This window comes from Streptosporangium sp. NPDC002607 (genome assembly GCF_053592655.1).
On record NZ_JBSFWD010000025.1, the window covers coordinates 66128 to 87172 of the forward strand.

Consider the following 21045-nt stretch of genomic DNA (forward strand, 5'->3'; position numbering starts at 1 on the left):
GGTCAGCGGCGGCCCCGGAGGGGGATCAGATCACACGGAGCCAGACGGCGGTGTCGGAGGGGAGCCTGTCCCCCTCCAGCGGACCGCTGGCCAGCAGGACCGACTCGTGCTCCGGCAGGGAGACCGGCTCCGCGCCGAGGTTGACCACGCAGATCAGGCCCGACTCCCGGCGGAAGGCCAGCACCCCCTCCCCCACCTCCAGCCAGGCCAGCGTGCCGTCACCGAGCAGCTCGCGGCGGAGACCCAGCCCGGTGCGGTAGAGGGTGAACATGGACGCCGGGTCGGCGGCCTGCACCTCGGCCGTCAGCGCCTTCCACTCCGGCGGCTGCGGCAGCCACGGCTGCCCCGCGCCGAACCCGAACGGCGGCTCGTCACCCGACCAGGGCAGCGGCACCCGGCAGCCGTCACGGCCGGGATCGGTGTGGCCGGAACGGACCCAGATCGGGTCCTGGCGCAGCTCGTCCGGCAGGTCCTCCACCTCCGGCAGCCCCAGCTCCTCGCCCTGGTAGACGTAGAGCCCGCCGGGAAGCGCCATCGCCAGCAGTGCGGCCGCGCGGGCCCGCCGCTCGCCCAGCACCGGATCCGACGGCATGCCGTGCTTGCGGTCGGCGTGGTCGAAGGAGGTGTCGGCCCTGCCGTACTTGGTCACCGGGCGGGTCACGTCGTGGTTGGACAGCACCCAGGTGGGGGGCGCGCCCAGCGGGATGTGCGTGGCCAGGGTCTCCTCGATCGACCGGCGCAGCGCGGCGGCGTCCCAGGGGCACGCCAGGAAGTCGAAGTTGAACGCGGTGTGCATCTCGTCGGGGCGCAGGTAGAGCGCGAAGCGCTCCTGGTCGGGCAGCCACACCTCGCCGATCAGGATCCGGTCGTCGTACTCCTCGGCCACCCGGCGCCAGCCCCGGTAGATGTCGTGCACGCCGTCGAGGTCGGTGTACGCCTCCTGTCCTCCCTCGCTGTCCATGTCCTTGACCAGCAGGGCGGCCGAGTCGATCCGGATGCCGTCCACGCCCCGGTCGAACCAGAAGCGCAGCACGTCGTGGAACTCCTCGACGACCTCGGGGTTGGCCCAGTTGAAGTCCGGCTGCTCGGGGGCGAACAGGTGCAGGTACCACTGGCCGTCGGCGACCCGGGTCCACGCGGGACCGCCGAAGATCGACTGCCAGTCGTTGGGCGGCAGCTCACCGCTCGCTCCCCGGCCCTCGCGAAACAGGAAGCGTTCGCGCTCGGGCGACCCGGGCCCGGCCTCCAGTGCCCGCACGAACCACTTCTGCTGGTCGGAGCCGTGGTTGGGGACGATGTCGGTGATCGTCTTGATGCCCAGGGCATGCGCCTCGGCGATGAACTCCTCCGCCTCGGCGAGCGTGCCGAACGATGGCTCGATGTCACGGTAGTCGGCCACGTCGTACCCGCCGTCGGCCATCGGCGACGGGTACCAGGGGTTGAGCCAGATCGCACCGATGCCCAGGTCGGAGAGGTATGGCAGGCGAGCGCGAAGTCCCGCGAGGTCGCCGATCCCGTCGCCGTCACCGTCGGCGAAGCTCCGGAGATAGACCTGGTAGATCGCGGCTCCCCGCCACCATGTTTCGGGGTCCGGGGTCGCTCCCGGGAAGGTGCTGCCGGACATGCTGGAACAACTCCTTGCGGTTGAAAGTGGGTAACGAGGTCAGCCCTTGAGGCTGCCGGCCGTGAGGCCGGCCATGATGCTGCGCTGGAAGATGAAGAAGACGACCATGGTCGGGATACTCGCGATCACCAATGAGGCGATCAGCACGTTCTGCGGCATCTGCGCCGAGAGCGAGGCGATGCCCACGCTGATCGTCATCTTCTCCCCGTCCGGCAGTACGAGCAGCGGCCAGACGAAATCCTTCCAGACGTTGACCACCGAGAGAATGGACACCACTCCGAGGATCGGCCGGGAGACCGGCAGCACGATCGACCACAGGATGCGGGCGGGAGAGGCGCCGTCGATCTGGGCGGCCTCCAGCAACTCCCGGGGGATCGAGTCGAAGAAACGCTTGAGCAGGAAGATGAAGAACCCGTTGGCCGCCGCGGGCAACCAGATCACCCACGGGGTGTTCAGCAGGTCCCAGCCGAAGATCGGCATGTCCTTGACCGTCAGGTAGGCGGGCAGCAGGATGACCATCGGCGGGATCATGAGCGTGGCCAGCATCAGCGCCAGGACCACGTTGCCCAGCACGGGCCGCAGTTTGGACAGCGCGTAGGCGGCCGAGACGTCGATGGCCAGTGTGAACAGCCAGGCGCCGCCGGCGTAGACGACGGTGTTGGTGAGGAAGAGTCCCAGGTCGAGCTGGTCCCACGCCTCGGCGTACACCCCGAGGTCGAAGGAGGTGGGAAAGAAGCTCGGCGGGATCTGGGCCAGTTCCTCGGGGGTCTTCAGCGCGCCGGTGACCATCCAGTAGAGCGGGAACACGAACACGGCGGTGAAGACCACCAGCACCAGGGTCAGCGTGATCCGGTAGATCAGCCGCCCGCGCGGGGTGTTGAGCGTGTGCGGGGAGACCAGGCTACGAAACTCCCTGGGCGCCTCCTTGGCCGCACGCGTCCGCCCGGCCTTCTTCCCCGAGCCCCGCTCCGGTGGCCGGGCGGGGGCGGGGCGAGGTGGGTGGACTGTGAGGTTCGACATCGGCTCGGCTCCTCCCTAGCTCTGGTTGTCCCGCGACAGGCGCAGGTAGAAGGCGGAGAACACCATCAGCACGACCATGAGCATCAGCCCGAGCGCGCCCCCGGCGCCGAAGTCACCGAAGTTGAAGGCGTACTGGTACATGAGGTAGGCGACGGTGAGCGTCGCGTTCTCCGGGCCGCCGCCGGTGAGCAGGTACGGCTCGATGAAGACCTGCATGGTCGCCACGATCTGCAGCAGCAGCATCACCAGCAGGATCAGCCTGGTCTGCGGGATCGTGACGTGCCAGACCCTCTTGAAGATCCCGGCACCGTCCAGTTCCGCGGCCTCGTACAGCTCGCTCGGGATGCTCTGCAGCGCGGCGAGGTAGATCAGCGTGCCGGTTCCCAGGTTCATCCAGGTGGAGACGATCACGAGGGAGATCAGCGCGGTGTCCGTGGAGTCCAGCCAGCTCAGGGCCGGCAGGTGCGCCAGCTCCAGGATCTGGTTGAACAGTCCGGCGCCCGGGTCGTAGAACCACTTGAACAGCAGCACCCCGACGGCCGGCGGCAGCATCACCGGGAGATAGACGATGAACCTCAGGTAGGCCCGCGCGTGTCGCAGCTCGTTGAGGACGATCGCCGCCACGAAGGGGATGACGTAGCCGAACACGAGCGCCAGGCCGGTGAAGGCGAGGGTGTTGAGCCACGCGTCGGCGAACGCCGAGTCCTCCGTCACGGTGCGGAAGTTCTCCAGGCCGACCCAGGTCGGGTCGTCGACGAAGTTCGTCTGCTGGAAGCTGAGCAGGACCTCCCGCACCATGGGGTACCAGGAGAAGAAGGCGAAGCAGATCAGCGCCGCGCAGAGGAACCCGTAGGCGGTCAGGTTGCGTTGCAGCCCCCGCCGGAACGCCCCCGCTCCCCGCCGCCGTGAGCCTTTCACGGTCATTGTGGTCATCGGTCGACTCCCGATTTCGACATGAGTGCCGGGGTGCCGGCCGACGGGCCGGCACCCCGGAGGGGCAGAAGATCAGCTCGACTTCGCCAGCACCTTGTTGGCCTTGGCCTCGGCATCGGCCAGGAGCTTGTCGATGTCGGCGTCCTGCCTGGTCAGCACCGCCGACATGGGGACGTCAAGGATCGCGTAGAGCTCCTGGGACTTCGGCGGCTCCAGCTTGTTCTGGATGGTCGCCGATCCCTCCACGAAGGGGGTGAAGTTCTCCACCGGCACCGTGGCGTTCGCCTTACGCAGCTCGGTGATCTCCTTGCCCGGCGCGGCGTCGCCGTACAGGTCGGGGATCGGCAGGCCGACCGGGCGGCCCTGCTGCTTGCTGCGCGCGTAGTTGAACTGACCCTGGCCCGGGGTCAGCTCATGGAACTCCAGCCACAGCATGGCGGCCTTGATCTTCTCGGGCGTGGCCTTGGGGTTGATCATGTAGCCGTCGCCGCCGTTGAGTGAGGCCCTGGCCTCGGGCAGGGCGGTGACCCCGTAGTCCTCGAACTTGCCCTTGAAGTCGTTGTTGACCGTCTGGACGACATCCGGGGCGCCGATCATCATGCCGAGCTTGCCGCCGCCCATCATCCGCATCAGGTCCTCCCACTGGAGGAGCTGCTTGGTGCCCATGCTGTTGTCGGTCCAGCGCATGGTCTTGAGGTTCTCCAGGACGGCCTTGCCCTCCGGGCTGTTGAACGCCGCGGTCTTGCCGTCGGGAGTGACCATCTCGCCGCCCCGCCCGTAGAGGGAGGCGGCGAAGTGCCAGCCACCGGTGTTGCCGGCGCTGTACTCACCGAATCCGACATATCCGGCACCAAGTCCGGAGATCTTCTTCGCGGCCTCCTGCACCTCGGCCCAGGTCTTGGGCGGCGCGGCGGGGTCGAGACCCGCCTGGGTGAACAACTTGCGGTTGTAGACCAGGCCCATGGAGTAGTTGTTCCTGGGAAGGCCGTAGATCTTGTCGCCTTCCTTGAAGATGCTCATGACGTCGGGCCGCAGGTCGCCCAGCTTGGTGACGCTGCCGACGTACGGGCTGATGTCGGCCGCCTGGCCCGCCGCGATGATCTTCTTGACATCGGTGTAGTAAACGTAGAAGACGTCCTCCATCGTGCCGCCGGCCAGCTTCGCCTGGAAGGTGTCCGGGTTGATGCAGGGGAAGGCGTCCTTGCTGTCGATCGTGATGTTCGGATGCAGTTTCTGGAACGCGGCGACGTCCTCGTCCCAGGCGGTTCGCTCCAGCGGGTTGCTCTTCGGCGGCTGGCAGCCGACGGAGATCGTGACCGGAGCATCGGCCCCAGCGGCGCTCGGACTGGTTTCGGCGGCCTTGGATCCGCTGTCGTCGTTGCCGCAACCGGCGGCGGTGAGCGCGATGGCTGCGGCGAGCAGCATCGAGAGCTTGGGGGATTTCATCCGAGGCACTCCTTGGCGGGTCGGTTGCGAGAAACATATAGATACGTGCAGGAAGTAGCAAGAGTCCGTCAGTTCAGATGCAAAAAAGTGACAGTGACCGGTCGGTCATCCCGCCGTAACACCTCACCGCAACCAAGAAATCCGTCTGACCTGCGAGTATGTCGAGACGACGCGGGATGGAGTCATCCAGCTGCAAGAAGATGCTTGATGACGTCATTTTCTTGTCGGAACTTTCAGAAAGCGGTTGTTCGAAGCCGTACCGTCCGGGGCGCCGGAAGGAGGGCCCGGGCCGGTGGCAGCGGTGCCCGGCCCCCGCGTGGACACTCGAAGGAACGCGCGGGCACGGCGTGACGAGATGGCCGTTTGGGCACTCCACACCGTGGAAGCCGTGGCATCGACGGCCCACGAGAGGGAGACGATGGCGGAACGACTGGTGGTGATCGGCGGCGACGCCGCGGGAATGAGCGCCGCCTCCCAGGCCAGGGACCGGCGCGGGCCCGACGACCTGCGGATCGTCGCCTTCGAGAAGGGCGCGCACGCCTCCTATTCGGCCTGCGGGATTCCCTACCTGGTGGGCGGTGCGGTCACCGATGTCGAGTCCCTGGCCGACCGGCGCCCAGAGGTGTTCCGCGACAAGCTGGGCATAGACCTGCGGCTGCGCAGCGAGGTCGTCGAGATCGACCTCGACCGGCGCGCGGTGGCCGTACGCGACGAGGGAGGCGACCTCGGCGGGGAATCGACGCCCTGGCCATCGCCGTCTGGCACGAGATGACCGCAGAGGAGATCACCGGGCTCGACCTGTCGTACGCTCCCCCGTTCGCCCCCGTGTGGGACCCCATTCTGATCGCCGCACGCAAGACGGCCGAACACGTCGAGCGGCTCGGCCGGAAGGGCTGATCCGCCGGCCCGACCTGGACGCGGCGGCCACGAGAAACTCCGGGTGGATGGTTGGGCCGGATGAGAGCGGGCAAGGGCGAAGAATCCAAGTGCCGATACCGACAAGGAGTAGCAATGCTCACATTGACGGACACCGCAGCCCAGGTAATCCGGGATCTCAGCTCGCAGGTGACGGACTCTCCCGATACCGGGGTCCGCATCTCGTCCCAGAGCGACGGCACCGGATCGCTCATGCTGTCGATCGCCGAACACCCCGAGTCCGCCGACAAGGTGGTGGAGTCGGCGGGAGCACGGATCTTCCTCGACCCGCAGGTCGTGGACATGCTGGACGACAAGTCCCTGGACGCCGACGTCGACGAGGGTGGCGGCGTCGCGTTTCTCGTCACCGAACAGCCTCACTGACCATCCGCCGTAAATCCGGCACGCGTGCCCCGATCCCCCCAGGGGGACCGGGGCACGTCCGTGTTCTCAGCGCTCCCTCGGTCCTCGTCAGGGGTTGAGCAGGATCTTGATGGCCCCGTCCCGCTTCTTCTGGAAGATCTCGTAGCCGTAGGGGGCCTGGTCGAGCGGGAGCCGGTGGGTGGCCAGGTCCATGACCCCGAGCGGATCGGCGTCATCGGTCACCAGCGGCATCAGGTCGTCGATCCAGCGCTTGACGTGGGCCTGACCCATTCGCAGCGTGATGCCCTTGTCGAACATCCTCAGCATCGGCAGCGGGTCGGCCATGCCGCCGTAGACGCCGACGACGGAGATCGTGCCACCGCGCCGTACCGTGTCGATGGCCTGGTTGAACGCGGCCAGCCGGTCGACCCCCGCGTTGGCCATCAACGGGGCGGCGATCGCGTCGGGCAGCAGGCCGGTGACGGTATGGGCGAACTTGGCGACCGGGGAGCCGTGCGACTCCATGCTGACCGCGTCGACGACGGAGTCGGTGCCGCGCCCGCCGGTCAGATCCCTGACCGCCCCGGGGATGTCGCCGGTCACGGACGCGTCGAGCACCTCGACGCCGTGCCTCCGGGCCATCGCGAGCCGCTCCTGCACCCCGTCGACACCGATGACCCGGTAGCCGAGGTGCCTGGCGATCCGGCAGGTCATCTGCCCGATCGGTCCGAGCCCGAAGACCGTGACGCTCCCGCCGTCGGGAATGCCGGCGTACGACACCGCCTGCCAGGAGGTGGGCAGCACATCGGACAGGTAGACGAACCGCTCGTCCGGTGGCCCCTCGGGGACCTTGATCGGGCCGAACTGCGCCTGCGGGACCCGCAGGTACTCGGCCTGCCCGCCGGGGACCTCGCCGTACAGCCTGGTGTAGCCGAACAGGGCCGCACCCATGCCCTGGTCGCGGACCTGGGTGGTCTCGCACTGGGCGAAGAGGCTCATGCGGCACATGTGGCAGTGGCCGCAGGCGATGTTGAACGGGATGACCACCCTGTCGCCCGGTTTGACGGCGGTGACCTCGGGGCCGACCTCCTCCACCACGCCCATCGGCTCGTGGCCCAGGATGTCGCCCTCGCCCATGAACGGCCCCAGGACCTCGTACAGGTGCAGGTCGGAGCCGCAGATGGCGGTGGTGGTGATCTTGATGATCGCGTCGTTCGGTTCCTTGAGCGCCGGATCGGGAACCTCCTCGACCCGTACGTCGCGCCTGCCATGCCAGGTGAGAGCTTTCATTTCCCCTCCCCTATCGCTTGAGCTGTGACGATGCCTCCTTACCCGCTCCGTGGGGGCCAAACTGGGTGGTTCTCCGCCGGGGGTGCGACCTGCCCGGGAAACCGGCGTGGCCTCCACGGGCGGGGCACGGGCGGGGTCGTGGTCAGTACGGCCAGGTCCAGTCGCGGATCTCGGCGGGATCCTCGCCGTACTCACGGGTGTAGGCGCGAGCGCTCAGCCGGCGGTCCATCATGTGCTGGCGCAGATGCGCCGACCGCTCCGCCAGCCCGGGAACCCGGTCGATGACATCCATGACCAGGTGGAAACGGTCGATGTCGTTGAGCATGGCCATGTCGAACGGGGTGGTGGTGGTCCCCTCCTCCTTGTAGCCGCGCACATGGATGTTGTCATGGCCATGGCGCCGGTAGGTCAGCCGGTGGATCAGCCACGGATAGCCGTGGAAGTTGAAGACGACCGGCTTGTCGGCGGTGAAGAGCGTGTCGAACTCCGCGTCCGACATGCCGTGCGGATGCTCGCTCGGCGGTTGCAGCCGCATCAGGTCCACCACGTTGACCACCCGCACCTTCAGCTCGGGCAGGTACTCGCGCACCAGGGCCGCCGCCGCCAGCGTCTCCAGCGTGGGCACGTCCCCCGCGCACGCCAGCACCACGTCCGGCTCGGTGCCGGCATCGCTGCTGGCCCATTCCAGGATGCCCAGGCCCCGGGTGCAGTGCGCGATCGCCTCGTCCATCGGCAGCAGGTCCAGCACCGGCTGCTTACCCGCCACGATCACGTTGACGTAGTCACGCGAGCGCAGGCAGTGATCCGCCGTCGACAGCAGCGTGTTGGCGTCCGGCGGCAGGTAGACCCGCACCACCTCGGCCTTCTTGTTCATCACCACGTCCAGGAAACCTGGATCCTGATGGGAGAAACCATTGTGATCCTGGCGCCACACATGCGATGACAGCAGGTAGTTCAACGACGCGATCGGCCGCCGCCAGTGAATCTTCCGGCAGGCCTCCAGCCATTTGGCATGCTGGTTGAACATCGCGTCGACGATATGGATGAACGCCTCGTAGCAGTTGAACAGCCCATGACGGCCGGTCAGCAGGTATCCCTCCAGCCAGCCCTGGCACAGGTGCTCGCTGAGCACCTCCATCACCCGCCCGCCCCTGGCGAGGTTCTCGTCGGTGGGCAGGGTCTCGGCGTCCCAGGCCCGGCCGGTGACCTCGAAGACCGCCGACAGCCGGTTGGACGCCGTCTCGTCGGGGCCCATCAACCGGAAGTTGTCGGGGTTGGCGGCGATCACGTCACGCAGGAACATCCCCAGGACCCGGGTGGGCTCCGTCGACACGCGAGCGGGAGCCTTCACCTCGACCGCGTAGTCGCGGAAGTCGGGCAGCGCCAGCGGCCGCAACAGCTCACCGCCGTTGGCGTGCGGATTGGCGCTCATCCGCAGCGGCCCCTCGGGTACCGTCTCCAGGACCTCCGCCACCGGGTGGCCCTGGCCGTCGAACAACTCCTCCGGCCGGTAGGAGCGCATCCACTCCTCCAGCATCGCCAGATGCTCGGGACTGTCACGCACTCTGGTCAACGGCACCTGATGCGCCCGCCAGGTCCCCTCCACCGGCAGGCCGTCGACCTCACGCGGCCCCGTCCACCCCTTCGGCGTCCGCAGGACGATCATCGGCAGGCGGCCGGCCCGTCCGTGCCGGTAGTCGGCGATCTGGTCGAACACCCGCTCCAGGGTCTCGGCCATCAGCGCGTGCATGACCTCGGGGTCGTCGCCGGAGACGAAGTGCGGCCGGTAGCCGTACCCCTCCATCAGCTTGACCAGTTCCTCCTCGGGGATCCGGGCCAGCACGGCCGGGTTGGCGATCTTGTAACCGTTCAGGTGCAGGATCGGCAGCACCACCCCGTCACAGGCGGGGTCGAGGAACTTGTTGGAGTGCCAGCTGCCCGCCAGCGGCCCGGTCTCGGCCTCGCCGTCACCGATGACGCAGGCCACCACCAGGTCCGGGTTGTCGAACGCGGCTCCGTAGGCATGGGCCAGGGCATAGCCCAGCTCACCGCCCTCGTGGATCGACCCCGGGGTCTCGGGCGCGACGTGGCTGGGTATGCCGCCGGGAAAGGAGAACTGCCGGAAGAGCCGCTGCATCCCCTGAGCATCCTGTCCCACATTCGGATATTTCTCGGTATAAGAGCCCTCCAGCCAGGCATGCGCCACCGCCGCGGGACCGCCGTGGCCGGGACCGGCGACGTAGATCATGTCCTGGTCGCGTTCGGTGATGATCCGGTTGAGGTGGGCGAAGCAGAAGTTCAGCCCCGGCGTGGTCCCCCAGTGCCCCAGCAGCCTGGGCTTGATGTGCTCGGGTCGCAACGGCTCGGTCAGCAGGGGGTTGGCCAGCAGGTAGATCTGACCGACCGACAGGTAGTTGGCCGCGCGCCAGTAGGCGTCGACGTGCGCGAGTGCGTCCATACATCGACAGTTCCTCCACGGAGGCGTTCCAACCTCGACGGGGCGAACGTGTTCATCCCGCGTGCCGGGCACGAGCGGGAAGGCGCCCGCGGCGGGCGGCCCCACCCGGGTTCCCCCTGGGCACCCCCGCGGCCGGAGCCGGGATCTCCACACCACCGTGATCATCTGTGTCTCCTGCCCCATTACCGTATTGAGGTGGAATGTACGAAGATCTCCGGGTGAGCCGATGGCACCGTGGCGGTGTTCGAGGATGCGGTGGTTCCCCTTGCCGGGAACGTCGGGAGTGAGCGATGAGATTTGTCGGGTTTCGGGATGGTCGTCAGGTCCGGGTGGGAGTGCTGACCGGCACCGACCAGGTGGTGCCGCTGGCCGAGGTGAGCGAGTTCTACGAGGACCTGCCCGGCTGGACCGCCAGGGCGCGCGAGCTCACCACCGGTGAGCCGGCGGGTGAGCCGGCAGGTGCGCTGGCGTTGGGCGAACTGAGCCTGGCTCCGGCGGTGACCGGTTCCGCACGGGTGCTGTGCGTCGGGTTGAACTATCGAGAACACGCCACAGAAGGCGGTTTCTCCACCCCGGAGACACCGACGATCTTCGGACGGTGGACGACGTCGCTCGCGGTCGACGGGACGCCCGTGCCGGTGCCGCCGGACGAGGCGGGCCTGGACTGGGAGGTCGAACTGGTCGCGGTGGTCGGTACGGCCATGCGGTGCGTGGACCCGGAGACCGCGCTCGCCGGGGTGTTCGGCTACGCGGTCTTCAACGACCTGAGCGCCCGGCGGGCACAGCGGCTGACCGCGCAGTGGACGCTCGGCAAGAACTCCGACCACAGCGGGCCGATCGGGCCTGTCGTGACCGCCGACGAGGTGGGCGACCCGGCCGGCGGCCTCCGGCTGGTGACCCGGGTCAATGGCGAGGTCGTCCAGGACGGCGACACCAAGGACATGATCTTCCCGGTCGGGCAGGTGCTGGCGCACCTGAGCCGGACGATGACGCTGCTGCCCGGGGACCTGGTGGCGACCGGCACGCCCTCGGGGGTGGGGCACGCACGCACCCCGGCGTGGTTCCTGCGGCCCGGTGACGTGGTCGAGGTGGAGATCGACCGGCTGGGCTCGGTGCGCAACCCGATCGTGGCCTGGCCGCAGAGCTGAAACGACGTCGCAGGCGTCTTGGCCGGTGCGCTTCCATATCGCGGCGCGCCGGGATGAGAGGCCGTTCGAGGAGAGGAACCCCTGAGTGAGAATCGCCATCATCGGCGGAGGCCTCGGCGGGCTGGCCGCCGCCCTGCTGCTGCGGCAGGCGGGTGTCGAGGCAGTCGTGTACGAGCAGACCGCCGAGCTGCGTGAGGTCGGCGCCGGGATCGTGGTGGGCCCCAACATGGTCCGTCCCCTGGCGCGGGCCGGGCTCGGCGAGCGGCTGGCGTCCTTCGCCGTGCCGCTGGAGGCCGCCTGGGAGTTCCGGCGCTGGCAGGACGGCCGGGTGCTGTTCTCCCAGCCGATGGGCGAGGAGTGCCGCCGGCTGTACGGCGCCGACTGCTATGTCGCGCACCGGGCCGACCTGCTCGAGATGCTGCTGGAGGCACTGCCCTCGGACGCGGTCAGGGCCGGCCGGAGGCTGGAGACCTTGCGCCAGGACGGCTCCGAGGTCGAGCTGGTCTTCACCGACAGCCGGGGCGAGAAGACGACGGTGACCGCCGACGGGGTGATCGGCGCAGACGGCATCCACTCGGCGGTACGGCCCACGGTCGTCGAGGAGGCGCCGCCGCGTTTCTCCGGGCTGTGCGCCTACCGGTGCCTGGTCGAGGCCGAGCACGCGCCGGAGCTGGCGCTACGCCGGGTGCAGACGCTCTGGCTGGGCCCGGGCCGTCACTTCGTCCACTACCCCATCAGGGACAGAAAGCTGATCAACATCGTCGCGATCGTGCCCGCCGGCGAGTGGCGTGTCGAGTCGTGGACCGCAGAGGGGCGGATCGAGGACCTGGCGCGCGAGTTCGAGACCTGGGACCCGCGGCTGAGGCAGCTGGTCGCCTCGGCCACCGAGACCAGGCGCTGGGCCCTGTACGACCGCACTCCCCTGGAGCGCTGGACATCCGGGCGGGTGGCCCTGCTGGGTGACGCCGCCCACTCGATGCTGCCCTTCCTCGGCCAGGGAGCCGCCCAGGCGGTCGAGGACGCGGTGGTCCTCGCGAGCTGCCTGCGTGCCGCCACCCGCGAGACGGTGGCGCAGGCGCTGGCCCGCTATGCGGAGATCCGCCGGCCCCGGGCCTCGCAGGTGCAGCTGATGAGCCGTGGCCGCGAGGTGCAGAACCACCTGCCCGACGGGCCCGCCCAGCTGGAGCGCGACGCGGCCTTCGCCGGCGGCGACCCGCTCCGGCAGAACGCCTGGCTCTACGGCCACGACCCCGAGACGATCATGGCGGGCTGAGGCGGCCCGGTCTCGCGCCGCCGGGCTCCGGCCCGCTCGGGGCGGGAACCCGGCGGCGGCGGGCGTGCTCACCCGCGAGCCTCGGCGCGCAGTTCGGCGAGCAGCTCACCCTGCTCGGCGAGCAGCTCGGTCAGGATGGATCGCGCCGCGAACATCAGGGTGGCCACATCCGGGGTGGAGAGCGCGTACACGACGGTGGCGCCCTCCCGGGTGGCGGTCACCAGCCCGGCACGGCGCAGCACCGCCAGCTGCTGGGAGAGGTTGGACGCCTCGACGTCGATGGCGCTCAGCAGATCCCGCACCGGCAGGGGGCCGTCCTGCAGCAGCTCCAGCACCCGGACACGGACCGGATGGCCGAGGGTGCGAAAGAGCTCGGCCTTGGCCTGGTGCAGTGGCACCGGCATGATCACGCGGCCCCGGCGACTGGCCCGCCACCGGGGGGGCGTACATCGACGCAGTGCCGGGCGGCGATGCGCAGCAGGTTCTCCAGGCGCCCGGTCAGGACCTCGACCGCGTGATCGTCGGAGGCCCGGCGCATGAGCTCCAACTCGCCGTCGACATCGGCTATGCGCGCCCTTAACTCCGCCGCGAACTCGCTCTCGCTCACGCCCCCCACCTCCCGTGGATCAGGTCATCCCCGGCGTCCGGTTTACCGGCACACCCTTCCTGATGATGTGCCAAATTGCATAATTCTTCAAATCGTAATGACGTTGGCTATGATGGCGGGAGCCGTTTTCCACAGGTCCCCGGCCGGTCGGGCCCGATCAATGACGGATCGACCGCCAAGCGGGATACTTGGTGCGGCTACCGCGGGCTGACCTGCGGCGTCAGAGCGCGCCAGCCGGCGATGCGACAGTGACGAGAGGCCGAGCACGGCCTGCGTGAGGGAGTACAGCCAATGGGACGGGGCCGAGCCAAGGCGAAGCAGACAAAGGTTGCTCGCGAGCTGAAGTACAGCAGCCACAGCATGGATCTCGACCGGTTGCGTAAGGAGTTGGGCGCCGGTGACGATACCGCGCCGGAGAGCGAGGCCGACGACCCTGTCGGCGAGCCGACAGGCAGGTAGGGCTGGTTGCGCGGGGTTTCGCGGATCGAGGGAACGGCCCGTGCCCCCGAGTACGACGGCGAATCCCGCGCAACATCCTGCAACATCATTGAGGCGACCGGGCAGAGCTGCTTACCGTCACGGTTGTGCGATACCGCCGCACGGCGGGTCACACCCCCGTACGGCGCGTCGACGGAGAGCTCTGGCGGGTCCCACCTCATCAAGACGGTGACCGGCTGCCCCTTCCCCCCGGACGCCGGGATCTGCCAGTTCACACGCCGTGGCCCCGGGAAGAATCGCCGGCTCCCGCGAGGTCACGCCTCGCCGAGGCGGAAAGTCTCCCTGGGCCACGGCCACCACCCATCGCGTGTGCCGGAGAGGCCTTGACGAACCGCTACGGGGCCCAGTTCGGGCCCGACATCACCTTCCTCGGCGTCGACCGATGCTCACTGGATGACCCCGCCGGCTATGCGGGCGCCGACGTCGTGATCGTGGGGGCGCCGTTCGACGGCGGCACCTCGCACCGGCCGGGAGCGCGCTTCGGGCCGCAGGCGATCCGGATGACCGACTACCTGCCGCACGACGGGGCGCGCCCCAGCCTGGCACTGCGCACCGACGGGCTGCGCGACCTGCGCGTCCTGGACGCCGGTGACGTCGAGATGCCGCCCGGCGACATTCTGGCCTCGCTGTCCGCGCTGGAGGCCGCCGTCGAGAAGGTGGCCCGAGCCGGAGCCATCCCGGTGGTCCTGGGCGGTGACCACTCGATCGCCTTCCCCGACGCCAAGGGCGTGGCCAACGTCCTCGGGCACGGCCGGATCTCGATGATCCACTTCGATGCCCACGCCGACACCGGCGACATCGAGTTCGGCTCGCTGTGGGGGCACGGGCAGCCGATGCGCAGGCTCATCGAGTCGGGGGCGCTGCGTGGCGACCGGTTCCTGCAGATCGGCCTGCGCGGTTACTGGCCGCCGCCGGAGACGCTGGACTGGATGGCGGAGCGCTCGATGCGCTCGTACGAGATGACCGAGATCGTGCACCGCGGCCTGACGGAGTGCCTCACCGAGGCCTTCGCCATCGCGACCGACGAGTGCGACGGTGTCTTCCTGTCCGTCGACATCGACGTGTGCGACCCGGGTCACGCGCCGGGCACCGGGACGCCCGAGCCCGGCGGCATCACCGCGCGCCAGCTCCTCGACTCCGTACGGCGCATCTGCCTGGAGTTGCCGGTCGTCGGAGTCGACGTGGTGGAGGTCAGCCCGCCCTACGACCACGCGGACATCACCGCCGCGCTGGCCAATCGCGTGGTTCTCGAGGCGTTGAGCGCCATCGCCCGGCGGCGGCGCGACGCCCGGGACGGTACGGCGTGGAACCCGCTGCTTCCCCTGCTCGCCGACCGCCCGGACCGCTGAGAGGTCTACCTGGCTCTCGGGCGGTTGCCCCACCTGGGCTTGCGGAACAGATCGCGCCGCTCCAGCAGGTAGACGAGCTTCGAGGCCGCGAGCCTGACGGCCTCCTCGTGCCGGTGGCGCTTCTGCGGTACGACGGCGCTCCAGCGCTCAAGCAGCAGGGCGATCTCCTCGGCGAGTTCGCCGATCACCCGGTAGCGGGTGCTGAAGGCGTAGAGGTCCCCGTGCACCGCGTTCACCAGGTCCTCCTCGACCCGGTGGGCGAGCGGCCTGACCCGGCTGAGGATCCCGGCCTCCATCGCCGGAGTGACCGGTGCCCGGCGGGCGTCGCCCTCGGGCACCATGATGAGAGCCCGGACCCGCGCGACGGCCAGGGCACGCTCGGCCTGTGAGGTCGAGGGGTGCTCGGCGAGGTCCAGGAGGCGGCGGAGGGTCTCCTGTGTCTTGTCGTCGAACATGGAAACCCATTCCGCCTTCGCGTCCGGTGTTTTCGCCGGACCGGGAGATCGGGTCTCGGCGTCGGCATCCGCGCATGCCGCGCATGTGCGATCACATGCTATTCGACCCGATGGGCACGGGCGGCTCCCGGTGTGCCCCCTGCTCCCGAGGGTGGCCTCGGCCTCTCGCTCGTGGTGTCCGCTCCCGGCCGCCGAACGATACTAAAGGGTGTACGGCAGGGTTTCACCCCTTTTGTCGAATCCGGTATTCGACAGCCCCGCAAGCCTGCTTTTTCCGCTAATAGCCTCACTTCTCGGTTTTTATGCGAATACAGTCCAGCTCTATCGGACGGCGCCCCCTTCGCGGAAGGGCGGAGGAGAGTGGACGGGGTGGCTCACGGCCATGGATCCGATCGGTGACGATCTGCTCAGAATCATCAGGCCCGAGATCGGGTACCGGGAGGGACCCGGCCGGCACAGCAAGTTCGGTGAGTGGTACGCGGCCAACGTGGTCCAGGACCCGCAGTACGAGACGGCCCCGTGGTGCGCGATGTTCATCGCCTGGGCCGCGGAACGGGCGGGCGTACAGCAGTACGTCGGGCAGTTCGCCTGGACCCCGTCGCAGGCCCGCTGGTTCGAGACGAACGGCGCCTGGTCGCGGACACCTGAGCCGGGTGCCCTGGTCTTCTTCGACTGGTCGGGCGGCAAGGACATCAAGGGGATCGACCACGTCGGTGTCGTCGAGAGCGTCGAGGGTGGAACGATCCACACCATTGAGGGGAACGTCGACCGGGTCTGGCTGAAGCGCAAGACGCGCGACCAGAGCAAGGTCGTGGGCTACGGCCTGCCGCGCAAGGTCAAGGAGAACCTGGCGGGAAAGAACGACACCGCCCCGCAGCAGATCGGCCGGATCGAGGTCCGCCCGGCACTCGCCCCGGCCTCCACCGCCCTGACCGACACCCCGGGTACGCTCCCCGTCTCCATGGAGACCGCCGTGGTCGCGGGGCTGCTGACCTTCGTCCTCGGCACGTCGTTCGTCCTGTCCCGGCTGCGTCCCCGCGTCTCGGCGGGACGGCACCGCAGGAGGAACGGGCGGCAGGAGCCTCGGCGGCGGGCGGAACGGCGGACCGGTGGGGCGCCCCCGGCCGGGGCCTCGCTCTCCCTGGCCGGGGCGCCCGAACAGGACGGGGCCGGCAGTCCGGAGACGCTCCGGGTGCGCAGACCGGGCTGGGCGCACGAGCCGTACCGCGCGGATCACCCGCGGCCCGTCAGCGGCCTTGCCCCCGAGATCTCCGCCCCCGAGACCCCGGCCCCCGAGGCGGAGGCGCGCCGGGCCGCGTGACCTCCCGGGCCGGTGAGCGCGCACTCACGGGTTGATTAATAAGGTTAGGCAAAGCTAAGTTACTGGAAACGGCACTTCCCAGTAAAGGCGGCGTGATGACAGCGGGCGGCGAGCAGACCCTGGAGCGGACAGCGGGGGTTCCGGTCTACCGGGGCCACCACGTGGAGGTTCTGCGGACGGCACGGCTCAGCCCGAGCTTCGTCCGGGTCACCTTCGGCGGCGAGGACCTGGCGGGCTTCGCCGACAAGGGCTTCGACCAGCGGATCAAGGTGATCCTCCCGCTGCCGGACGGCAGCCTCACCCCCCTGGGCGACGGGGACGACTGGTACCAGCGGTGGCGTGCGCTCCCGCAGGAGCTGCGCAACCCGATCCGCACCTACACCGCCCGCGCCGTCCGGCCTGAGCTGCGCGAGCTCGACGTCGACTTCGTCCTGCACGGTGAGACCGGCCCCGCGTCCCGGTGGGCGACCCATGTGACCCCCGGAGACCGGGTCGTGGTGGTCGGCCCCAACGCCGCCCACCCCGGCCCCACCGGCGGCCAGGAGTGGGCGCCGCCCGCCGGGGCGACGCACCTGCTGCTGGCCGGGGACGAGACGGCCGTGCCCGCCATCACCACGATCGCCGAGTCGCTCTCCGGTTCCGTGCCCGCCACGGTGCTGCTGGAGGTCCCCGAGGCCGCCGACGCGCTCGCCCTCGATGTCCGCCCGGGTGTGCGGGTCACCTGGCTGCCCCGCGGGGGTGCCCGCCACGGCGACCTGCTCATTCCCGCCGTCCGCGACGCCCTGAGCGCGCTCGCCGCACCGGCGGGCACCGCCCCCGATGCCGCCGCCCCGCTGGAGGACGTCGACGTCGACACGGAGATCCTTTGGGAGGTCCCTGACTCCTCCACGACCGACGGCCTGTACGCCTGGCTGGCGGGCGAGGCGGGGATGGTCAAGCTGCTCCGCCGCCACCTGGTACGGGAGGCGGGAATCGACCGCTCCTCGGTGGCCTTCATGGGCTACTGGCGGCTGGGACGCGCGGAGAGTGCCTGAACCCGGCGGCAGAGGCCCCGCGGGGCCTTTGCCGTTCCGTACCCGAAAACCTGCCGACTCCTTGCCCCGAGGCGGAGCCGGACAGGTGTCCGGGCCGCGTAGCTTGAGGACGTAGGGTACCCGGCTCGCGACCTGGGAGGGCCGACATGACAGCAGCACGGCCCGGCCCTCAGGACCCGGCGGGAGCTCCCGGATACCCGCCCATCGCCGACCACGGGTTGATCGGTGACCTGCGCACCGTGGCGCTGGTGGACACCCGCGGCACGATCGACTGGTACTGCTGCCCGCGCTTCGACGCGCCGAGCGTGTTCGGCTCGATACTGGACACCGCCCGGGGCGGCTCGTTCGAGCTGGGCACCGATGTGCCCGCGAGAACCAGGCAGTTCTACTTCCCGGACACCAACGTGCTGATCACCCGGTTCTCCGCGACCGACGGGGTGGGCGAGATCCAGGACTTCATGCCGGTCGTCGACGACTGCGGCGAGTGCGACCGGCACCGGCTGATCCGGCGGGTGAGATGCGTACGGGGATCACTGCCGTTCCGGGCACGGGTGGCTCCCAGGTTCGACTACGGCAGGCAGTCCCACATCCTGAGCATGCGGGACGGCCGGGCGATCTTCGAGTCACCGTCGCTCCGCCTGACCCTCGCCTCCAGCGCGACCCTGGAGGCGGACGGTCAGGACGTACGCTCGGAGTTCAAGCTCAACGAGGGCGAGTGGGCGGTGTTCGCCCTCGACAGGCTCAGCGACGACCTGGCCCCGCGCCCGTGCCCGATCGAGGAGGCCGAGGAGCAGTTCACCGCCACCGTCGCGTTCTGGCGCCGCTGGCTGTCGGCGTCGCGCTACCGCGGCCGGTGGCGGGAGATGGTGCACCGCTCCGCGCTCACACTGAAGCTCCTCACCTACGCGCCCACCGGCGGGATCGTGGCCGCCGCGACGACCAGCCTGCCCGAGCGGGTCGGCGGGGAGCGCAACTGGGACTACCGGTACGTCTGGATCCGCGACTCGGCGTTCTGCGTGTACGCGCTGCTCAGGCTGGGCTTCGGCGAGGAGGCCGAGGCGTTCATGAACTTCCTGTCCAAGCACGTCAGCCACGACTGCGGTGGTCCCTCCGGGCCGTTGCAGATCATGTACGGCATCGACGGGCGCACCGAACTGCCCGAGATCGAGCTGCCCCACCTGGAGGGCTACCAGGGCTCGGCCCCGGTGCGCGTCGGAAACGCCGCCGTGGACCAGCTCCAGCTGGACATCTACGGCGCTCTCCTCGACTCGGTCTACCTCTACGACAAGTGGCACCGGCCGATCTCCAGTGACCTGTGGGAGGAGGTCCACCTCCTGGTCGACTGGGTCTGCGACAACTGGGACCGGCCGGACGAGGGCGTGTGGGAGACCCGCGGCGGGCGCAAGAACTTCGTCTACTCGCGGCTGATGTGCTGGGTGGCGATCGAACGGGCCATGCGGATGGCCGCCCACCGCGGCCTGCCCGCCAACACGCAGCGCTGGCAGCTGGCCCGCGACGCGATCTACCGGCAGATCATGCGGCGCGGCTGGTCGGAACGGCTGCGGGCGTTCGTCCAGCACTTCGACGACGACGTCCTCGACGCCTCGGTGCTGATGATGCCGCTGACCAAGTTCATCTCCCCCACCGACCCCAAGTGGCTGTCCACCCTCGACGCGCTCGGCGCGAACCTGGTGTCGGACGCGCTGGTCTACCGCTACGACCCCTCGGTCAGCCCGGACGGGCTACACGGGCAGGACGGCACGTTCTCGATCTGCTCGTTCTGGTACGTCGAGTCGCTCACCCGCGCCGGGCGCCTGGACGAGGCGCGGCTGGCGTTCGAGAAGATGCTCACCTACGCCAACCACCTCGGCCTGTACGCCGAGGAGATCGGGCAGACCGGTGAGCAGCTCGGCAACTTCCCGCAGGCCTTCACCCACCTCTCGCTGATCAGCGCCGCGTTCAACCTCGACCACGCCCTGGGCTGATCCCCCGGCCACGGCGGGCGCCGAGACCCGGACCGCCGGGAGCACCCGTGCCGACCGGGCCGCTCAGCGGGCGCTCTTCCGAACCGGCGGCTTGACCACGGTCCAGATCGTGACGGGCGCCATGGGCCGCCAGCCGGTGAAGCCGCCGGCCGGGGCGGTCCTGCTGACCGCCAGCCGGACCAGGTCTCCACCGAGTTCCCCCTGCCAGGAGGCCAGAACCGCCTCCGACTCGACGGTCACCGCGCCGGCCACCAGCCTGCCGCCCGGTCGCAGCGCCTCCCAGCAGCCCTCCACCACCCCGGGAACGGTCACCCCACCGCCGATGAAGACGGCTCCCGGCGCCTTCAGCCCGGCGAGCGCGGCGGGGGCGGCACCGGTCACCACGTCGAGACCGGGAACTCCCAGCGCCGCGGCGTTACGGGCGATCACGGCCGCCCGTGAGGGGTGGGATTCCACCGCGACGGCCCGGTTCTCCGGATGGGCACGCATCCACTCGACACCGATGCCGCCCGCCCCCGCACCGATGTCCCACAGCAGCTCGCCCGGGGTGGGCGCCAGCCGGGACAGGACGACCGCGCGCACCTCACTCCCGGTGAGCCGGCCGTCGTGCTCGAACACCTCGTCCGGCAGGCCGGGCAGGCGGGGCAGCGGAACGGTCCCGGCATCGGCACGGCACTCCACGGCGACGACGTTGAGAGCGTGGGTCACCGGCAGGGACCACTGACCGGCCGTACCGGAGATCACCCGCTCCTCGGCGCCGCCCAGCCTTTCCAGGACCGTCATCGCGCTCGCGCCGTAACCTCGGGCGGCGAGCAACCCGGCGACCCCGGCCGGAGTGTGGCCGTCGGCGCTGAGGACCAGGACCCGGCGGCCGTCCTGGACGGCGGGGTGCAGCACCTCGACGGGACGCGCCACGAGGCTGACCACCTCGACCCGGTCGACCGCCCAGCCGAGCCTGGCGCAGGCCAGGGAGACCGACGACGGGTGCGGCAGGATCCGGACCCGGTCGGCGCCGAGCAGCCGTACCAGGGTCGCGCCGATGCCGTGGAACATGGGATCGCCGCTGGCCAGCACGCACACCCGGCGGCCCCGGTGGGAGGCGATCAGCCGGGGCAGGGCGGGCAGCAGCGGGGAGGGCCAGACGACGCGCTCGGCGCTGGGCTCGGGGAGAAGCCCCAGCTGCCGAGCGCTCCCCATCAGGACCTCGGCGGCGTGCAGCTCGCGCCGCGCCTCCTGGGAGAGCCCGGCCCAGCCATCGGCTCCGATGCCGACGACGGTGACGAGGTCAGACATCACCCACCCCTTCCCGATGCCGTTCTACCGCTC

General features: G+C 69.7%; 20 protein-coding genes. 10 read left to right on the forward strand and 10 right to left on the reverse strand.

Annotation, left to right across the window (positions count from 1 at the left end; genetic code table 11):
• Positions 1-25: 25 nt before the first annotated feature.
• The 4 genes from ACWD3H_RS26465 to ACWD3H_RS26480 form a co-directional block, all read right to left on the reverse strand.
• Positions 26-1624 carry a glycoside hydrolase family 13 protein gene (locus tag ACWD3H_RS26465; protein WP_451956915.1) on the reverse strand — a complete coding sequence of 533 codons (1599 nt, stop codon included), beginning with the start codon at positions 1622-1624 and terminating at the stop codon, positions 26-28.
• A 39-nt stretch (positions 1625-1663) separates the two neighbouring features.
• Positions 1664-2644 carry a carbohydrate ABC transporter permease gene (locus tag ACWD3H_RS26470; RefSeq protein ID WP_355561389.1) on the reverse strand — a complete coding sequence of 327 codons (981 nt, stop codon included), beginning with the start codon at positions 2642-2644 and terminating at the stop codon, positions 1664-1666.
• A 15-nt stretch (positions 2645-2659) separates the two neighbouring features.
• The gene (locus ACWD3H_RS26475) at positions 2660-3577 is read right to left on the reverse strand and encodes a carbohydrate ABC transporter permease (RefSeq protein WP_350929900.1); all 918 of its coding nucleotides are present in this window, start codon (positions 3575-3577) and stop codon (positions 2660-2662) included.
• A 72-nt stretch (positions 3578-3649) separates the two neighbouring features.
• Positions 3650-5023 carry an ABC transporter substrate-binding protein gene (locus ACWD3H_RS26480; RefSeq protein WP_355561953.1) on the reverse strand — a complete coding sequence of 458 codons (1374 nt, stop codon included), beginning with the start codon at positions 5021-5023 and terminating at the stop codon, positions 3650-3652.
• A gap of 388 nt (positions 5024-5411) precedes the next feature.
• Here ACWD3H_RS26480 and ACWD3H_RS26485 point away from each other — a divergent pair, with 388 nt between their 5' ends.
• From ACWD3H_RS26485 to ACWD3H_RS26495, 3 genes are all read left to right on the forward strand, one after another.
• Entirely contained in the window at positions 5412-5795 is a 384-nt protein-coding gene (locus ACWD3H_RS26485; protein WP_451956916.1) for an FAD-dependent oxidoreductase, read from the forward strand.
• The gene (locus ACWD3H_RS26490; RefSeq protein WP_451956917.1) at positions 5792-5920 is read left to right on the forward strand and encodes a hypothetical protein; all 129 of its coding nucleotides are present in this window, start codon (positions 5792-5794) and stop codon (positions 5918-5920) included. The genes ACWD3H_RS26485 and ACWD3H_RS26490 overlap by 4 nt, the downstream gene beginning before the upstream one ends.
• Before the next feature lie 114 nt (positions 5921-6034).
• On the forward strand, positions 6035-6322 hold the full coding sequence (locus tag ACWD3H_RS26495; RefSeq protein ID WP_350926173.1) for a Fe-S cluster assembly protein HesB: 288 nt from the start codon (positions 6035-6037) through the stop codon (positions 6320-6322).
• Positions 6323-6409: 87 nt separating this feature from the next.
• Here the strand turns inward: ACWD3H_RS26495 and ACWD3H_RS26500 are convergent, their stop codons facing one another.
• The gene (locus ACWD3H_RS26500; RefSeq protein ID WP_451956918.1) at positions 6410-7591 is read right to left on the reverse strand and encodes a zinc-dependent alcohol dehydrogenase; all 1182 of its coding nucleotides are present in this window, start codon (positions 7589-7591) and stop codon (positions 6410-6412) included.
• A 142-nt stretch (positions 7592-7733) separates the two neighbouring features.
• Positions 7734-10049: a phosphoketolase family protein gene (locus ACWD3H_RS26505; RefSeq protein WP_451956919.1), complete on the reverse strand. Its 2316-nt coding sequence runs from the start codon at positions 10047-10049 to the stop codon at positions 7734-7736.
• 290 nt (positions 10050-10339) lie between these two features.
• On the opposite strand from ACWD3H_RS26505, the gene ACWD3H_RS26510 reads away from it, so the two are divergent.
• Both ACWD3H_RS26510 and ACWD3H_RS26515 read left to right on the forward strand, forming a co-directional pair.
• Positions 10340-11197 (forward strand): fumarylacetoacetate hydrolase family protein, encoded by an 858-nt coding sequence (locus ACWD3H_RS26510; RefSeq protein WP_451956920.1) that lies wholly within the window; start codon positions 10340-10342, stop codon positions 11195-11197.
• A gap of 85 nt (positions 11198-11282) precedes the next feature.
• On the forward strand, positions 11283-12470 hold the full coding sequence (locus ACWD3H_RS26515) for an FAD-dependent monooxygenase (protein ID WP_451956921.1): 1188 nt from the start codon (positions 11283-11285) through the stop codon (positions 12468-12470).
• Positions 12471-12538: 68 nt separating this feature from the next.
• On the opposite strand, the gene ACWD3H_RS26520 is transcribed toward ACWD3H_RS26515, so the two are convergent.
• Together ACWD3H_RS26520 and ACWD3H_RS26525 are read right to left on the reverse strand one after the other, a co-directional pair.
• A complete protein-coding gene (locus ACWD3H_RS26520) occupies positions 12539-12874 on the reverse strand; it encodes an ArsR/SmtB family transcription factor (protein ID WP_355621942.1) in 336 nt (111 codons plus the stop codon).
• Between the two features lie 2 nt (positions 12875-12876).
• A complete protein-coding gene (locus ACWD3H_RS26525) occupies positions 12877-13077 on the reverse strand; it encodes a hypothetical protein (RefSeq protein WP_350926187.1) in 201 nt (66 codons plus the stop codon).
• A 291-nt stretch (positions 13078-13368) separates the two neighbouring features.
• Between ACWD3H_RS26525 and ACWD3H_RS26530 the strand changes: the two genes are divergently transcribed.
• Complete coding sequence (locus ACWD3H_RS26530; RefSeq protein ID WP_084195352.1) at positions 13369-13536, forward strand: DUF3073 domain-containing protein; 168 nt, start codon at positions 13369-13371, stop codon at positions 13534-13536.
• A gap of 362 nt (positions 13537-13898) precedes the next feature.
• Positions 13899-14924 carry an agmatinase gene (gene speB / locus ACWD3H_RS26535; protein WP_355561929.1) on the forward strand — a complete coding sequence of 342 codons (1026 nt, stop codon included), beginning with the start codon at positions 13899-13901 and terminating at the stop codon, positions 14922-14924.
• Positions 14925-14929: 5 nt separating this feature from the next.
• On the opposite strand, the gene ACWD3H_RS26540 is transcribed toward speB, so the two are convergent.
• Complete coding sequence (locus ACWD3H_RS26540; RefSeq protein WP_451956922.1) at positions 14930-15379, reverse strand: hypothetical protein; 450 nt, start codon at positions 15377-15379, stop codon at positions 14930-14932.
• Positions 15380-15761: 382 nt separating this feature from the next.
• Here ACWD3H_RS26540 and ACWD3H_RS26545 point away from each other — a divergent pair, with 382 nt between their 5' ends.
• From ACWD3H_RS26545 to ACWD3H_RS26555, 3 genes are all read left to right on the forward strand, one after another.
• A complete protein-coding gene (locus ACWD3H_RS26545) occupies positions 15762-16700 on the forward strand; it encodes a CHAP domain-containing protein (RefSeq protein WP_451956923.1) in 939 nt (312 codons plus the stop codon).
• 95 nt (positions 16701-16795) lie between these two features.
• On the forward strand, positions 16796-17734 hold the full coding sequence (locus ACWD3H_RS26550) for a siderophore-interacting protein (protein WP_451956924.1): 939 nt from the start codon (positions 16796-16798) through the stop codon (positions 17732-17734).
• 146 nt (positions 17735-17880) lie between these two features.
• Complete coding sequence (locus ACWD3H_RS26555; protein WP_451956925.1) at positions 17881-19719, forward strand: glycoside hydrolase family 15 protein; 1839 nt, start codon at positions 17881-17883, stop codon at positions 19717-19719.
• A 63-nt stretch (positions 19720-19782) separates the two neighbouring features.
• Here ACWD3H_RS26555 and cbiE read toward each other — a convergent pair whose 3' ends face one another.
• Complete coding sequence (gene cbiE, locus ACWD3H_RS26560; protein WP_451956926.1) at positions 19783-21012, reverse strand: precorrin-6y C5,15-methyltransferase (decarboxylating) subunit CbiE; 1230 nt, start codon at positions 21010-21012, stop codon at positions 19783-19785.
• Between the last annotated feature and the right edge of the window lie 33 nt (positions 21013-21045).

Bases quoted from the DNA above. Each gene is read 5' to 3' on its own strand.
- ACWD3H_RS26465 (WP_451956915.1), bottom strand. From the start codon at position 1,624: ATGTCCGGCAGCACCTTCCCGGGAGCGACCCCGGACCCCGAAACATGG.
- ACWD3H_RS26470 (WP_355561389.1), bottom strand. From the start codon at position 2,644: ATGTCGAACCTCACAGTCCACCCACCTCGCCCCGCCCCCGCCCGGCCA.
- ACWD3H_RS26475 (WP_350929900.1), bottom strand. From the start codon at position 3,577: ATGACCACAATGACCGTGAAAGGCTCACGGCGGCGGGGAGCGGGGGCG.
- ACWD3H_RS26480 (WP_355561953.1), bottom strand. From the start codon at position 5,023: ATGAAATCCCCCAAGCTCTCGATGCTGCTCGCCGCAGCCATCGCGCTC.
- ACWD3H_RS26490 (WP_451956917.1), top strand. From the start codon at position 5,792: ATGACCGCAGAGGAGATCACCGGGCTCGACCTGTCGTACGCTCCCCCG.
- ACWD3H_RS26495 (WP_350926173.1), top strand. From the start codon at position 6,035: ATGCTCACATTGACGGACACCGCAGCCCAGGTAATCCGGGATCTCAGC.
- ACWD3H_RS26500 (WP_451956918.1), bottom strand. From the start codon at position 7,591: ATGAAAGCTCTCACCTGGCATGGCAGGCGCGACGTACGGGTCGAGGAG.
- ACWD3H_RS26505 (WP_451956919.1), bottom strand. From the start codon at position 10,049: ATGGACGCACTCGCGCACGTCGACGCCTACTGGCGCGCGGCCAACTAC.
- ACWD3H_RS26510 (WP_451956920.1), top strand. From the start codon at position 10,340: ATGAGATTTGTCGGGTTTCGGGATGGTCGTCAGGTCCGGGTGGGAGTG.
- ACWD3H_RS26520 (WP_355621942.1), bottom strand. From the start codon at position 12,874: ATGCCGGTGCCACTGCACCAGGCCAAGGCCGAGCTCTTTCGCACCCTC.
- ACWD3H_RS26530 (WP_084195352.1), top strand. From the start codon at position 13,369: ATGGGACGGGGCCGAGCCAAGGCGAAGCAGACAAAGGTTGCTCGCGAG.
- ACWD3H_RS26540 (WP_451956922.1), bottom strand. From the start codon at position 15,379: ATGTTCGACGACAAGACACAGGAGACCCTCCGCCGCCTCCTGGACCTC.
- ACWD3H_RS26545 (WP_451956923.1), top strand. From the start codon at position 15,762: ATGGATCCGATCGGTGACGATCTGCTCAGAATCATCAGGCCCGAGATC.
- ACWD3H_RS26550 (WP_451956924.1), top strand. From the start codon at position 16,796: ATGACAGCGGGCGGCGAGCAGACCCTGGAGCGGACAGCGGGGGTTCCG.
- ACWD3H_RS26555 (WP_451956925.1), top strand. From the start codon at position 17,881: ATGACAGCAGCACGGCCCGGCCCTCAGGACCCGGCGGGAGCTCCCGGA.
- cbiE (WP_451956926.1), bottom strand. From the start codon at position 21,012: ATGTCTGACCTCGTCACCGTCGTCGGCATCGGAGCCGATGGCTGGGCC.